This is a genomic window from Rhizomicrobium sp., from assembly GCA_037200045.1.
In the GTDB taxonomy this organism is placed as follows: Bacteria; Pseudomonadota; Alphaproteobacteria; order Micropepsales; family Micropepsaceae; genus Rhizomicrobium.
Genome location: JBBCHM010000002.1, coordinates 1049455 through 1063019, shown reverse-complemented (window position 1 = coordinate 1063019; position 13565 = coordinate 1049455). Strand labels below are relative to the sequence as shown.

Annotated in this window: 14 protein-coding genes; 4 read left to right on the top strand and 10 right to left on the bottom strand. The window is 66.7% G+C overall.

The features are described 5' to 3' along the window. Positions 1 to 13 precede the first annotated feature (13 nt). From WDM86_20310 to WDM86_20300, 3 genes are read right to left on the bottom strand one after another with little or no spacing between them, the layout of a single operon-like run. Positions 14 to 880, bottom strand: coding sequence for an FkbM family methyltransferase (locus tag WDM86_20310; GenBank protein ID MEI9992367.1), 867 nt, complete (start codon positions 878 to 880; stop codon positions 14 to 16). Further along, positions 870 to 1610, bottom strand: a complete 741-nt coding sequence (locus tag WDM86_20305) for a TerC family protein (protein ID MEI9992366.1) — start codon at positions 1608 to 1610, stop codon at positions 870 to 872. Before WDM86_20305 ends, WDM86_20310 begins: the two co-directional genes overlap by 11 nt. A 3-nt stretch (positions 1611 to 1613) precedes the next feature. Beyond that, entirely contained in the window at positions 1614 to 2234 is a 621-nt protein-coding gene (locus WDM86_20300) for a phosphatase PAP2 family protein (GenBank protein ID MEI9992365.1), read from the bottom strand. A 119-nt stretch (positions 2235 to 2353) separates the two neighbouring features. Here WDM86_20300 and WDM86_20295 point away from each other — a divergent pair, with 119 nt between their 5' ends. Continuing rightward, positions 2354 to 3595, top strand: a complete 1242-nt coding sequence (locus tag WDM86_20295) for an acyl-CoA dehydrogenase family protein (protein ID MEI9992364.1) — start codon at positions 2354 to 2356, stop codon at positions 3593 to 3595. 186 nt (positions 3596 to 3781) lie between these two features. Here the strand turns inward: WDM86_20295 and WDM86_20290 are convergent, their stop codons facing one another. From WDM86_20290 to purD, 7 genes are all read right to left on the bottom strand, one after another. Further along, positions 3782 to 4786, bottom strand: a complete 1005-nt coding sequence (locus tag WDM86_20290) for an IS5 family transposase (protein ID MEI9992363.1) — start codon at positions 4784 to 4786, stop codon at positions 3782 to 3784. A gap of 97 nt (positions 4787 to 4883) precedes the next feature. Continuing rightward, complete coding sequence (locus tag WDM86_20285) at positions 4884 to 6797, bottom strand: PAS domain S-box protein (protein MEI9992362.1); 1914 nt, start codon at positions 6795 to 6797, stop codon at positions 4884 to 4886. Between the two features lie 101 nt (positions 6798 to 6898). Further along, positions 6899 to 7987 (bottom strand): phosphotransferase family protein, encoded by a 1089-nt coding sequence (locus tag WDM86_20280; GenBank protein MEI9992361.1) that lies wholly within the window; start codon positions 7985 to 7987, stop codon positions 6899 to 6901. A 68-nt stretch (positions 7988 to 8055) separates the two neighbouring features. Continuing rightward, positions 8056 to 8400, bottom strand: a complete 345-nt coding sequence (locus WDM86_20275) for a type II toxin-antitoxin system PemK/MazF family toxin (GenBank protein ID MEI9992360.1) — start codon at positions 8398 to 8400, stop codon at positions 8056 to 8058. Next, a complete protein-coding gene (locus WDM86_20270; protein ID MEI9992359.1) occupies positions 8390 to 8590 on the bottom strand; it encodes a hypothetical protein in 201 nt (66 codons plus the stop codon). The genes WDM86_20275 and WDM86_20270 overlap by 11 nt, the downstream gene beginning before the upstream one ends. A gap of 107 nt (positions 8591 to 8697) precedes the next feature. Continuing rightward, positions 8698 to 9315 carry an HAD family phosphatase gene (locus WDM86_20265; GenBank protein MEI9992358.1) on the bottom strand — a complete coding sequence of 206 codons (618 nt, stop codon included), beginning with the start codon at positions 9313 to 9315 and terminating at the stop codon, positions 8698 to 8700. Beyond that, positions 9312 to 10583 (bottom strand): phosphoribosylamine--glycine ligase, encoded by a 1272-nt coding sequence (gene purD, locus WDM86_20260; protein MEI9992357.1) that lies wholly within the window; start codon positions 10581 to 10583, stop codon positions 9312 to 9314. Before purD ends, WDM86_20265 begins: the two co-directional genes overlap by 4 nt. Positions 10584 to 10828: 245 nt before the next feature. Between purD and xseA the strand changes: the two genes are divergently transcribed. From xseA to WDM86_20245, 3 genes are all read left to right on the top strand, one after another. Next, positions 10829 to 12244 (top strand): exodeoxyribonuclease VII large subunit, encoded by a 1416-nt coding sequence (gene xseA, locus WDM86_20255; GenBank protein ID MEI9992356.1) that lies wholly within the window; start codon positions 10829 to 10831, stop codon positions 12242 to 12244. A gap of 193 nt (positions 12245 to 12437) precedes the next feature. After that, positions 12438 to 12665, top strand: coding sequence for a DUF2093 domain-containing protein (locus WDM86_20250; protein ID MEI9992355.1), 228 nt, complete (start codon positions 12438 to 12440; stop codon positions 12663 to 12665). Beyond that, positions 12662 to 13498: a M23 family metallopeptidase gene (locus WDM86_20245; GenBank protein MEI9992354.1), complete on the top strand. Its 837-nt coding sequence runs from the start codon at positions 12662 to 12664 to the stop codon at positions 13496 to 13498. The genes WDM86_20250 and WDM86_20245 overlap by 4 nt, the downstream gene beginning before the upstream one ends. Positions 13499 to 13565 lie beyond the last annotated feature (67 nt).

Below are 13565 nucleotides of genomic sequence, written 5' to 3'. Positions count from 1 at the left end.
GGCTCGTAGAGCGTCAGCCCGAAACGGCGTCGAAGAACCGGTCGAGAAAACCGCGATGCACGCAGAGCAGATCGGTCTGCAGCCCGGTGCGGAAGATCCGGGTCAGGACGAACCACGCGCAGTACAGGCGGAAGCCGCGGAACGGCACGGGCGGCCACACGAAAGCCGATTGCCCGCCGATCGTGTTGCGGATGTGCCGCAGGCCCTGCCAGCGCGGCATCCGCGTCGCCCGGCGGCGGAACCAGTTGCGGACATAGCGCCGCGTCGGCCATGCCAGATAGAGGCTGTCGAACAGGACGAAGCCCTCCGCCTCCAGAAGACGCAGCACGCGCGGCGATCCGTTGAACTCGACGAAGGCGAGATCGATCCCATGGCGCGCCAGAAGGCCGGCCGATCCTTCCAGCACGCGCCGCTCGCCGCCCTGGACGTCGATCTTCAGGAAGCGGACATGCTCGGCGATCTCGTCGTCGAGCCGCACGACGTCGACCGCGACGCGGACGCCGCCGGCCCCCCGTCCGAGGCGCCCGACCGGCGAGAAGCCGGGCAGCGGCAGCCCCGGGCCGGAATCGCCTGCCACTTTCGCGACATGGAGCGTTTCGCGTCCGGGCCGGTCCGCCACCGCGACCGGGCGCACGGTCAGGCGCGGCTCGCCGGCGGCGTAGCGTTCGAGATAGGACAGGTTGCCGGGGAACGGCTCGAAGGCGACGACCCGCGACCTTGGGCTGTGCTCGAGCATCTGGCGGGTCTTTATCCCGACCGCCGCGCCGACATCGACCATCAGCCCCGGTTCCAGCCGCGCCAGCAGCGTGTAGACGACGTCGTGATCCTCGCCGAACCGGCGGCCGCTGTTCACCCGTCCCGGCGACCAGCTACGATCCACCGACCGGCGCTTTCTTCTTCCGCCGCCCGCGCCGGTGCGCCACGAACTGGTTGAGCGCCTCGACCATGCCGGAGAACGCCACCGCGAAGTACAGATAGCCGCGCGGGATGTGGAAGTGCAGCGCGTCGGCGATCAGCGCCGTGCCGATCAGGAGCAGGAAGCTCAGCGCCAGCATTTTGACCGTCGGATGCCGCTCGACGAATTCGCCGACCTTGGCCGAGGCGATCAGCATGATGAACATGGCGAACACCACCGCGGCGATCATCACCGACAGGTGCTCGGCGAGGCCCACCGCCGTCACCACCGAATCGATCGAGAACACGATGTCGAACAGCGCGATCTGGATCACCGCCACGGCCAGCGAGCCGACCGGCTTGCGGGCGTGTTCCTCGTAATCCTCGGTCATCTCGTGGATCTCGCGGGTGCTCTTGGTGAGCAGGAACAGGCCGCCGGAGGCGAAGATGATGTCGCGCCAGGAAAAACCCTCGCCCCACAGCCAGAACACCGGCTGGGACAGATGGATGATCCAGGCGATGGAGGACAGGAACGCGATGCGCAGCACCAGCGCCAGCGCCAGCCCGATCTGCCGCGCCAGCTTGCGCTTCTCCGGCGTCACGCGGTTGGCGATCAGCGCCAGGAAGATGATGTTGTCGATGCCGAGCACGATCTCGAGCACGGCGAGCGTCAGCAGCGCGATCCAGCCGTCGAGCGTGAAGAAGGGCGCGAACATGTCTCAGAACCAGGGCGGCGGGAGTTGGGGAAAGACGTATAGCAAGGTCTCGCGGCTGGCGAGAAGCCCGATCCCGGCGCCGATGAACACGTCGCTGAGGAAATGCGCGGTCAAAAGGGCGCGGGTCACGCCCAGCCACAGCGCGATGGCGAACCACAGGACCGCGAGTTGCGGCCACACGCAGCTCGCGATCACCGCGACCGTCATAATCGTGAGCGCGTGCCCCGAGGGAAAGGAATTGTAGTCCAGCCGGAACTCGAACCAGACAAATTCGTATTTTCCCATTTCCATGTCGTCGCGCGGCCGCCGCCGCCCCACCACCAGCTTCATGCTGTGCAGGATCGCGCTGCCCACGCCCAGGCAGACGATGAAGGCCCAGGCGTCGGTCGACGCCTCGCGCAGGCTCTCGTTCTCGCCCCAGATCACCAGCCCCGCCTGCGCGACGGCCAGCGCGATCAGCGCCGCGACCAGCCAGTGCGCCGCCTTGGCCCAATGCGTGGTGGCTTCCAGGAAATTCTCGAATCTCGCGCTCTCCTTGTCATAGAGCGCGCGCGCCGCCCGCCGGTCGAAGGGCAGGCAGCCGAAGCCCAGGACAATGAGGAAAACGCCCGCCCAAAGCAGCATGGACGCTGCTTGCCGTGGCGGGAGGCGGCTGTCAAATCGGTCCCGCTTGTCGTCTGGCAGGGCGGGGGCGAGCGGGCTACAGTCCCGCCCATTCGATATCGACCTAACGGAGGACTGCAATGGATTTCGACTATTCGCCGCGGCAACGCGAATGGATGAAGAAGGTGGGCGACTTCCTGCACGCCCATATCTACCCCGCCGAACCCGTCTATGCGGCGCAGATGGACGAGGCGCGCGCCAAGGGCGATCCCTGGATCGTCGTGCCGGTGGTGGAAGACCTCAAGAAGAAGGCCAAGGCCCAGGGCCTGTGGAACTTCTTCCTCAACGAGAGCGAACACGGCGCCGGTCTCACCAATCTCGAATACGCCCCGCTGGCCGAGATCATGGGCCGCGTCGGCTTCGCCTCGGAGGTGTTCAACTGCTCCGCCCCCGACACGGGCAACATGGAAGTGCTGGAGCGCTACGGCAGCAAGTACCAGCAGGACAAATGGTTGAAGCCGCTCCTGGCGGGCGAGATTCGCTCGGCCTTCCTGATGACCGAGCCGGCGGTGGCCTCGTCGGACGCGACCAACATCGCGACCCATATCGAGCGCCGCGGCGATCACTACGTGGTCAACGGCACCAAATGGTGGTCCTCCGGCGTGGGCGATCCGCGCTGCAAGATCATGATCGTGATGGGCAAGACCAACCCGGACGGCGGCCGCCACAGCGCCCAGTCGCAGATCCTGGTCGAGCGCGACGCGCCCGGCGTCACCGTCAAGCGCATGCTGCCGGTGTTCGGCTATGACGACGCGCCGCACGGCCATGGCGAGGTCGAGCTCAAGAACGTGAAGGTGCCGGTCGAGAACATGATCCTCGGCGAAGGCCGCGGCTTCGAGATCGCGCAGGGGCGCCTGGGGCCGGGCCGCATCCATCACTGCATGCGCACCATCGGCGTCGCCGAGCGGGCGCTGGAGATCATGTGCAAGCGGCTGCTGACCCGCGAGGCGTTCGGCAAGAAGATCGCCGAGCATTCGGTGTGGGAGCAGCGCGTGGCGGAAGCCCGCATCAACATCGACATGTGCCGGCTGTTGACGCTGAAGGCGGCCGACATGATGGACAAGGTCGGCAACAAGGTCGCCCGCACCGAGATCGCGGAGATCAAGGTGGCGGCGCCGCGCATGGCGCTGAAGATCATCGACGACGCGATCCAGGCCTGGGGCGGCGGCGGGGTGACGACCGATCCGGGTCTGGCGAAGATGTACGCCGGCCAGCGCACGCTGCGCCTGGCCGACGGCCCGGACGAAGTGCACTGCCGCACCCTCGCCAGGCTGGAATTCGGCAAGCACGCCGAGATGCCGAAGCGGCAGGCGGCGGAGTAGGGCTGGTTTTGATCGAACGGAAAGGGCGGCAGCGATGCCGCCCTTTTCATGTCTGCCCAAACAAAAACGGTGTCATGGCCCGCGAATGCGAGGGCTTTGCATAAGTTAGGCGCTTTGAGTGGATTTTGGCATTGGTCGGCCGTCGGGTCTTGGCCGGTTGGCATGTTGGAACCCGCCTTGGGCGGCTCAGGCCTGGACGGTTTGGCTTTGTGCCCATCGCTTGAGGTTGATGACGACGGCGGCGAGGGCGAAGGCCGTGGCGTTGCGCGCCAGGCTTCGGTATCGGGCGCGGGCCAGGCCATGGACATTCTTGAAGAGGTTGAAGATCGGCTCGATGGCGCCGCGCTGCTTGGCCAGCTGCTTGTTGCGGGCGATCTCGGCGCGGGTCAGCGGCTTCTTGGGATGGCCGCGTCGCATGATGGCGTTCTCGATGCCCAAGCCGGCCAGCATCTCGCTGCGCGCCTTGCTGTCATAGGCCTTGTCGGCATGGACGGCGGCCTCGTCGCCGCAGATCAGGCCATCGGCGACGGCACTCTCGTTGATGTTGGCGGGCGTGAACAGAAAGCGGCGCAGGATGCGCCCGCCCTTGTCCATCGCCACATGCAGCTTGTAGCCGAAGTGGCGCACGCCGTTCTTCTTGGTCCAGGCCGCGTCGCCGTCGAGCGCGCTTTTGACGAGCTTGCTCGCCGGGCGGCCATCCGCGTCGGGCGCCAAGGGCTCGCGCGGCTTGGGCGGCGGATTGACCGCCGCCGCGATCAGCGAGGCGTCGATCAGCGTGCCTTGCTTCAGGACAAAACCGGCCCCCTCGATCTGCCGGACGATCTCGCCGAACACCCGTTGCGCCAGTTCGCGGCCCAGAGCCTCGCGGAACCGCCACAGGCTCGAATGATCGGGCAGCGTCTCCCCCAGTCCAACGCCCAGGAAGCCGCGGAACGACAGCCGGTCCTTCAGCGCCTCTTCCAGCGCCAGGTCCGACAGCGCATACCACCGCTGCAGCAGCAACGCCTTGAACATCATCAGCGAGGGATAGGCCGGCGCGCCCATCGTGCCGCCATGGATCGGCTGCAAAAGGGCCTCGACCGCAGACCAGTCGACAAGCGAGACGACCCGTTCGAGCATCGCATTGCTCCCGGCCGCCTCGAACACCTCACGGTCGGCAAAACCCAGCTGCCCAACCACGCGTTCCGACATCCGATTCTCCCACGATCAACGCCGCAAAAGAGAATCAGAACCCACGACTTATGCAAAGCCCTCGCATTCGCGGGCCATGACAGTGGGAGGGAGTGGCCTAAGTCGCCGCCCGCTGCGCCGGCTTCAGGGCGAACGTCACCGTCACCTCGGTGCCGATGCCCTCGGCGCTCTGGATGCTCATCCCGCCGCCATGCCGCTCGGTCAAAGCGCGCACCAGCGCCAGCCCCAGCCCCGTGCCGTTCTTGGCGAGGTTGGGATCGGCGCATACCTGCTCGAATGGCCGTCCGAGCCGGCCCAGCTCGCTCTCGGGAATGCCGATGCCGGTGTCGCGGACGCTCACCCGCACCAGCTCGCCGTCCTGCGCGGCGTGCACGGTCACCGTGCCGCCCTTGGGCGTGAATTTGAGCGCGTTGCTGAGAAGGTTGATCAACACCTGCTTGACGGCGCGCCGGTCGGCGACGAGCGACATCTTCGTCCCGGTCTCGACCTGCAGCGCCACGCCGGCCAGATGGGCGCGGTCGTCGAGCAGGCGCACCACGTCGGCGATGGTCTCGCCGAGATCGACCCGCTCGAAATTGAGCTCCAGCTTGCCCGCCTCGATCTTCGCCATGTCGAGCATGTCGGTGATCAGGTCGAGCAGGAGCTGGCCGGAATCGTAGATCAGCGTCGCATAGCTCTCATAGCGCGCATTGCCCAGCGGCCCGAAGGCTTTGGCCTTCATCAGGTCGGCGAAGCCGATGATCGCGTTCAGCGGCGTGCGCAGCTCGTGGCTCATATTGGCGAGGAATTGCGACTTCGCCCGGTTCGCGGTCTCGGCCCGCTCCTGCGCCGCCTTGGCCTCCATCTCGCGTTCCTTGCGCGCGGTCACGTCGCGCGCCACGCTGATATAGCCGAGATAGGTCCCGTCCGGCGCGTAGCGCGCCCGCGTCTTGACCTCCAGCCAGACATAGATCCCGTCGCGGCGCCGCAGGCGATAGGCGACGGTGAACTCCTCCGTCCGCCGCGGCGGCAGTTGCAGCTTGCGCAGCGGCTCCAGGTCGTCGGGATGGACGAAATTCGTCCAGCCGCCGTTCTCGATCTCTTGGGTCGTGCGGCCCATCAGGCGGTCGAGCGCTTCGGAGGCGAACAGGATCTTGCGGTCCGGGCCGAACAGCAGGATGACGTCGGAGGATTCCGCCGTCATGACGCGGTACATCTCGTCCGCCTTGCGCCGCGCCTCCTCGGCATCGACGCGCGCGCTGACGTCGCGCGACACGCTGATCACGTTCCTGGGCTCGCCCGTCGCCGGATCGAACACGGTGCGGACCGTGGTCTCCAGCCACACATAATGGCCGTCGCGGTGCAGGATGCGCCAGGTCGCCATCGTGGTCTCGGCGTCCGCCGGCCGCTCGACCATCTTGGCGGCCTCGTCCTGGTCGTCCGGATGGATAAAGCGCTTGTAGCCGCCGTCGCGGATCTCGTCGGCGGTGTGCCCCGTGATGCGTTCGAGCGCGCTCGACACGAAGACCAGCTTGCCGTCCGTCGTGTACAGGATGACGATGTCGCCCGACTCCTCGGTCATCAGGCGATACATCGCCTGCGCCTTCTCGTGCTCCTCCTGGGCGCGGACCTGGGCGGTCACGTCGTGGCTGACGCCGAGCACCGCGGCGACGCGGCCGTCCTCGCCGATCTCCACCTCGCCATGGGTATCGACGACCTGCACCGTGCGCTTGGGATCGCGCGAATAGGTGCGATAGGTGAAGGGCGAGCGCGTGCGGATCGCCTCGGTCAGCGCCGCTTCGATCACGACACGCGATTGCGGCGTGATCTGCTCGAACAGCCATTCGGCGTCGGGCTTGCGCGTGTCGGGGGTCTCGCCCAGCAGCCGGTACATGCCCGGCGACCACGAATAGGCGCCGTCGGCGAGGTCGAACCGCCAATGGCCGATCTGCGCCGCGCGCTCGGCGAGATCGAGATGCGTGCGGAAGCGCTTGAGGCGCATCGCCTGCAGCCGTTTTTCCTCTTCGCTCATGCCTTCCCCGGAACCGGCTTTTGCCGTTGAGGGGACAATCTAGGCCGGGCGGAGTTAAGCAACGCTTGCCGCGCGCCCGCAGGTTGCACTTTAGCGAAGTCTTAACCCTGCGCGCCGGCGCGCTGGGCATAGTGCCAGGCGCGCTCCGCCAGCGGCCGGACCGCGCCGGCGTTCTGCGCCGCGTTGGCGTTCGCCGCCGTGCCGTCGCGCACCCGGCCGACGATGCCTTGCAGAATGCCGGCCAGGCGGAAGAAATTATACGCCGCGTAATAATCCATGTTCGGCGTCTCGCGACGTCCGGTGCGCTCGCAATACATTTTCACATATTGCTCCATGGTCGGGATTCCGAGCGCGTCCAGGTCGGCCGAGATCAGCGACTGGGTTCCGGCCGACGTTCCGCCCGGCAGCATCTGCCACTGCATCAGGTGATAGGTGAAATCCGCCAAGGGATCGCCGATCGTCGCGAGTTCCCAGTCGATCACGGCCAGCACTTTCGGCTCGGTCGGATGCAGGATCATATTGTCCAGCCGGTAGTCGCCGTGCACGACGGAGGGACGCCCCTCGGCCGGCAGGTGCTTGGGCAGCCAGTCGATCAGCTTGTCCATCTCCGCGATCTTCTCGGTCTCGGAGAGCTGGTACTGCTTGGTCCAGCGCGCGATCTGCCGCGCCACATAGGCGGTCGGCTTGCCGAAATCCTCCAGCCCGATCTTCACGTAATCGAGGTTGTGCAGCCGCGCGAGCGTCTCGTTCGTCGCGTCGTAGATCGCCCAGCGCTCCTTCTTCTCCATGCCGGGCAGCAGCGCCTCCCACAGCACGCGCCCCTCGACGCAGTCCATGACGTAGAACATCGTCCCCGCGATGCTCTCGTCCTCGCAGAGCAGATAGGGCCTGGCGACTGGAAAGTCGTTGGGATAGAGCGCCGAGATCACCTTGAACTCGCGGTCCACCGCATGGGCGCTCGGCAACAGCTTGCCCGGCGGCTTCCGGCGCATCACATATTTGCGGTTGGGCGTGACGAGCTGATAGGTCGGGTTGGACTGTCCGCCCTTGAACTGGCGCACCTCGAGCGGCGTCTGGAAGCCCTCGATGCGGTCGGCGAGATAGGCTTCGAGCTTCTTGACGTCGAAGGCATGAGCGCCGGCAACATCCTTGGTCCCGGAAAAAGTCTCCTGCCGGCTGGCCTCGCTCATCGCCGCACTCCCCGTTCGAATTTCTGGTTGCCGGCATTTTTGACCGGATGGTGGGAGCGCACAAGGCTTCAGCCGAGGGGGCCCAATATCTCGCCGATGGCTTTCTTGACCGCGCTCGCGTCGGCTCCGCCGAGCCTGCCGAGGGTTTTGAGGACGAGCTTCTTCTCGACCGTCGCGAAAATCGGTTTCACGACCGACTCCTTCAAAAGGCCGGCCGCGCGCCAATCGGCCAGGCCGACTTCATAGCCGCCGGGGGAGGGTCGAAGCTGGGAGGTGATGGCCATCAGGACGACGTCCAGTTTCGCCTGACCGTATGGATTGCTGCTCACGATGACGGCGGGACGCTTTTTCGATGTCGTCTGGTCGGTGAACGGAAACGGCACCAGAACGACATCGCCGAATTCAAATGGCATCGTAGACGTCGTCTTCCGGATTGTTCCAGGCGCGCGAGAAGCTCGTCTCGCTCATCCGCGCCGCGGCTTTCATGAGCACGCGGTCGCGCGCGCGGATGGCGACGAAGTCCACGAAGTCCTCGACCTCCGAAATCGTTTCGGCGGGAAGAGCCTCGATCTTCTCTATCAATGTACGTGTGGCGGGGGCCATCGGCTCCACTCTGGCAAACGCGGACCAAAGTATTGTCGTGCTTCGGCGGCAAGGCGTCAACCGCTCGCCCGCCGGGCGACGCCGTGGCGGCGCGCGGCGTTGTTGTCCTAGGTCCCCGCCAGGATCGGCTCCAGCGCCGCCGCGACATCGGCATTGGATCGCACGAGGACGGCCTGAAGCCCGGCCGCCCGCGCGCCTTCGACATTGGCGAGGCTGTCGTCGAAGAACAGGATGCGCGCGGGCGGCACGCCGATTTCCCGCGTCACGTGATCGAACGCCGCCTTCTCCGGCTTGCGCAGCCCGATGGTGGACGACACGAATATCTTGCGGAACGGCTTCAGATCGTCGGCAAACCGAACCGACCAGCACGCCTCGTGCGCCCGATTGGTGTTGGTGAAGGCGTAGACCGGCAGGCGGGCGGCGGCGCGCGCCAGCAGGTCCGGGAAACCGGGAACGATGCCGGCGAAGATCGCGTTCCAGCCGTCCAGGAATTGCGCGTCCGTCAGGTCGATGCCGAGGGAATTCCGCAGCGATGCGAAATATTCGCCGGCACTGATCTCGTTGCGTTCGTGGCGCTCATACGCTTCGTCGTGCGTGAAGCGCGCGTGGATCGCGCGATGCGGCTCGCCGGCATGCATGGCCCACCTGGCGGTGATGCGCACGAAATCGATTTCGGTCATCACGCCGCCGAGGTCGAACAACAACGCCTCGACCGGTCTGCTCATCTGCGCGCCAGCGCCCGCCAGCCGATGTCGCGCCGCGCGAAACAGCCGTCCCAATGGATCAGATCGACCGCCGCATAGGCCCGCGCCCGCGCCTCCGCCACCGTCTTGCCCGTCGCGGTGACGCTCAGAACGCGGCCGCCCACCGCCACGATGCGGCCGTCGCGCCGTTCGGTTCCGGCATGGAAGATCTGCACGCCCGGCAGCCGCGCGGCCTCTTCAAGGCCCGTGATGACTTGTCCCTTCTCATAGGCGCCGGGATAGCCCTTCGACGCCATCGCCACGGTCAGCGCCACCTCGTCGCTCCAGCGCAGGTCGATGTCCTTGAGCATTCCATCGCGCATCGCAAGCAACGCGGTCAGCAGGTCGCTCTTCAGCCGCGGCATCAGCACCTGGCATTCCGGATCGCCGAAGCGGCAATTGTATTCGACCAGCTTCGGTCCGTCCTTGGTGAACATCAGTCCCAGATACATCACGCCGACATAGGCAATACCCTTGGCGCGCATCGCCGCCGCGGTCGGCTTGATGAAACGCTCCATCGCCAGCGCCTCCATCGCCGGCGACAGCACCGGCGCGGGCGAATAGGCCCCCATGCCGCCGGTGTTCGGCCCCTTGTCGCCGTCGAAGGCGCGCTTGTGGTCCTGCGCCCCGGCCAGGGGGATGACGGTCTCGCCGTCGCTGAGCGCGAAGAAGCTCGCCTCCTCGCCCGCCATGAATTCCTCGACCACGACCGCATGGCCGCCGTCGCCGAAGCCGCCCTCGAACATGAAGTCGATAGCCTTGTGCGCGTCGCCGCGGCTCTCCGCGACGATCACGCCCTTGCCCGCCGCCCAGCCGTCCGCCTTGACCACCACCGGCAGGCCGAGCGTATCGGCGAACGCCTTGGCGCCCGCCGCCTCGGTGAAGCGCCGGTAGGCCGCCGTGGGGATGCCGTATTCGGCGCAGAGGTCCTTGACGAAGCCCTTGGAGCCCTCCAGCACCGCCGCTGCCTTGCTCGGCCCGGTGGCGCGGATGCCCGCCGCCTCGAACGCATCCCACAGCCCGCCGACCAGCGGCTGGTCGGAGGCGATCACCGCGAAGTCGATTCCCGTCTCTTTGGCGAAGCCCACCAGCGCGGCGAAATCCATCGCCGGTATCGGCACGCACTCCGCGACCTCAGCAATCCCGGCATTGCCGGGCGCGCAATAGAGCTTGGTGAGCAGCGGGCTGGCCGAGATCGCCCAGGCCATCGCATGCTCCCGGCCTCCGGAGCCGACAAGAAGGACTTTCATGCTTCGCGTCTAAGGGCGGCGAGAGCCAAAAACAAGTCACGTGTGATTGTCATTTCTGTTAAACTCAGCGGCCGATGAAAAAACGACCAGCCGATTCTGTCCGCTTGCAGCGCGCCAAGAAGAATCCCGCGAAACTGACGCGCGCGCAAATTGCGGCGCGCCAGAGACCCATACTCGACCTCTTTGGCAAGTTGGATTGGGATCCAACATACGACTATAAGGCCGAGCGCGGTCGCCGCTAAGTCATGTCCGAACCCGCCGCCAACCTGCTTCCCAACCTGCCGGAATATTCCGTCAGCGAGATCTCCTCGGCGCTCAAGCGCACCGTGGAGGACGCCTTCGCCTTCGTCCGCGTGCGCGGCGAGATTTCGGGCCTGAAATTTCACTCCTCCGGCCATGTCTATTTCGACCTCAAGGACGACAAGGCCGTGCTCAACGCCGTCATCTGGCGCGGCACGGCGCAGCGGCTCAAGGTCAAGCCGCAGGCCGGCCTGGAAGTCGTCTGCACCGGCCGCCTCACCACCTATGCCGGCTCCTCGCGCTACCAGATCGTGGTCGAGCAGGTCGAACTCGCCGGCCTCGGCGCCCTCATGGCGATGCTGGAGGAGCGCAAGAAGAAGCTCACCGCCGAGGGCCTGTTCGACGCCGGCCACAAGAAGAAGCTCCCCTTCCTTCCCGAGGTCATCGGTGTCATCACCTCGCCGACCGGCGCGGTGATCCGCGACATCATGCACCGGCTGGACGCGCGCTTCCCGCGCCGCGTCCTGCTCTGGCCGGTTCCCGTGCAGGGCGAGCGCGCCGCGGCCGAGGTCGCCGCCGCCATCCGCGGCTTCAACGCGCTGACGCCGGGCGGCAAGCTGCCGCGGCCCGACCTTCTGATCGTCGCGCGCGGCGGCGGCGGGGTCGAGGACCTGATGGCCTTCAACGAGGAAGCCGTCGTCCGCGCCGTGTTCGAGAGCACGATCCCGCTGATCTCCGCCGTCGGCCACGAGACCGACACCACGCTGATCGATTTCGTCGCCGATGTCCGTGCCCCGACGCCGACCGCCGCCGCCGAGCTTGCCGTCCCGGTGCGCACCGAACTGCTCGGCCAGACGCTGGATTTCACCCGCCGCCTGCTGCGCAGCTTCACCAAGAGCATGGACGACCGCCGCCGCCATCTGGCGCAGCTTGCCCGCGTGTTGCCGCGCGCCGAGGCGCTCTTTGCCCAGCCGCGCCAACGCTTGGACTATGCCGGGGAGAATCTCGGCAAGGCGCTGCGCACCAACCTGCAGGAGCACCGCCGCGCCCTGACCGAGGCCGCCGCCGTGCTGCGCCCCAACCGGATCGCCCGCCAGATCGGCCTCGGCGGCGAGCGCACCGCCGCGCTCGGCCAGCGGCTCGCCCGCGTGCAGCGTCTCCACCTCGCGGAGCGCCGCAAACATCTTCAATCCCTCGGCCGGGTTCTGGAAAGCTCGTCCTACCGCTCCGCGCTGGAGCGCGGCTTCGCGCTGGTGCGCGGCGAGGACGGCCATGTCCGCCGCCGCGCCGCCTCGGTCGCGCCGGGCGAGCGCCTGACGCTGACCTTCGCCGACGGCGAACAGGGCGCCACTTCCGACGGCGCCGCGCCGCCGAAACCGAAAACAAAACCCAAGCCGGGCGGGCAGGGGAGTTTGTTCTAAACACCCCCTAGCTGTCATGGCCTGCGAATGCGGGCCACCCAGTTGAAATCTGCACGATGTCGTAAGTTTTGGGAGTTGCTCTCTCGGAAATCCACGCGGTTTGAGCTCGTATCACCTGGGTGGCCCGCATTCGCGGGCCATGACACCGAATTTGTGATTTCGTCCATCGTGAAACGGCTCTAATGTGACACCCATGAACAAGATGGACCGCGATCTCCGCCCCGAAGGCCAGGCCGTGCTCGAATATCTCGACGGCGAATTTCGCGTCGTGAAGGCCGGCTCCTTCGTGCCCTGCGCCGTCACCGGCGTGCACATTCCGATCGAGGCGCTGCGCTATTGGAGCGTCGACCTCCAGGAGCCCTACGCCAATCCCGTCGTGGCCCTGAAGCGCATGCAGGAAGCCGGGAAGACTCCCAAGTGATTTCGCGACGCCGGGTGCTGGCGACCGGTCTTGCCGTGGCCTTTGCGCCGTCGCTCGTCCGCGCCGCGCCGGCGCGGCTGTCGCTGACCGGCTCGATGGAGCAGGGCGGTCTCGTCGTCGGCCGCGCCGAAGCCGGCGCCCGCGTCACGCTGGACGGCAATCCGCTGCACGTCTCGCCCGACGGGCTCTTCGCCTTCGGCCTCGACTGGGACCAGACCAGGCCGGCCCATCTCGCGGCAATCTTCGCGGACGGCACGACCGAGACGCGCGACGTGACGCCGCTGGTGCGCCAATACAACGTCCAGCACGTCAACGGCCTGCCGCAGAACACCGTCACGCCGCCGGCCGAGGTCGTCGAGCGCATCAAGCGCGAGCATGCCCGCCTCGCCGAGGCGCGCCGCACCGACAGCGAGCACATCTGGTTCGCCGAGCCGTTCGATTGGCCGGCGCCCGGCATCATGAGCGGGGTGTTCGGCAGCCAGCGCATCGACAACGGCACGCCGATGTCGCCGCATTTCGGCGTCGACATGGCCAATGTCGAAGGCACCCCGATCCACGCGCCCACCGACGCGGTGGTGCTGCTCACCGACGATTTCTATCTCGAAGGCGGCTTCACGCTGCTCGACCACGGTCATGGCGTGTTCACGCATTACATGCACCAGAGCAGGCGCCTCGCGGCTGTCGGCGATGCGGTGAAGCGCGGCGATGTGATCGGTCATATCGGCAAGACCGGCCGCGCCACGGGTCCTCATCTGCATTGGGGGATGAACTGGTTCCAGGTGAAGCTCGACCCGTCGCTCTCGACGCGAACGCCAGCGCCGCCGAGGGCGTGAGACACAGATTGTGCAAATATCAAACGGTGTCATCCGCCGCGAATGCGGCGGACCCAGTTGACGTCCG

Coding starts and splice junctions, on each gene's coding strand:
- WDM86_20305 (MEI9992366.1), bottom strand. CDS start 1,610: ATGTTCGCGCCCTTCTTCACGCTCGACGGCTGGATCGCGCTGCTGACG.
- WDM86_20300 (MEI9992365.1), bottom strand. CDS start 2,234: ATGCTGCTTTGGGCGGGCGTTTTCCTCATTGTCCTGGGCTTCGGCTGC.
- WDM86_20295 (MEI9992364.1), top strand. CDS start 2,354: ATGGATTTCGACTATTCGCCGCGGCAACGCGAATGGATGAAGAAGGTG.
- WDM86_20290 (MEI9992363.1), bottom strand. CDS start 4,786: ATGTCGGAACGCGTGGTTGGGCAGCTGGGTTTTGCCGACCGTGAGGTG.
- WDM86_20285 (MEI9992362.1), bottom strand. CDS start 6,797: ATGAGCGAAGAGGAAAAACGGCTGCAGGCGATGCGCCTCAAGCGCTTC.
- WDM86_20280 (MEI9992361.1), bottom strand. CDS start 7,987: ATGAGCGAGGCCAGCCGGCAGGAGACTTTTTCCGGGACCAAGGATGTT.
- WDM86_20275 (MEI9992360.1), bottom strand. CDS start 8,400: ATGCCATTTGAATTCGGCGATGTCGTTCTGGTGCCGTTTCCGTTCACC.
- WDM86_20270 (MEI9992359.1), bottom strand. CDS start 8,590: ATGGCCCCCGCCACACGTACATTGATAGAGAAGATCGAGGCTCTTCCC.
- WDM86_20265 (MEI9992358.1), bottom strand. CDS start 9,315: ATGAGCAGACCGGTCGAGGCGTTGTTGTTCGACCTCGGCGGCGTGATG.
- purD (MEI9992357.1), bottom strand. CDS start 10,583: ATGAAAGTCCTTCTTGTCGGCTCCGGAGGCCGGGAGCATGCGATGGCC.
- xseA (MEI9992356.1), top strand. CDS start 10,829: ATGTCCGAACCCGCCGCCAACCTGCTTCCCAACCTGCCGGAATATTCC.
- WDM86_20250 (MEI9992355.1), top strand. CDS start 12,438: ATGAACAAGATGGACCGCGATCTCCGCCCCGAAGGCCAGGCCGTGCTC.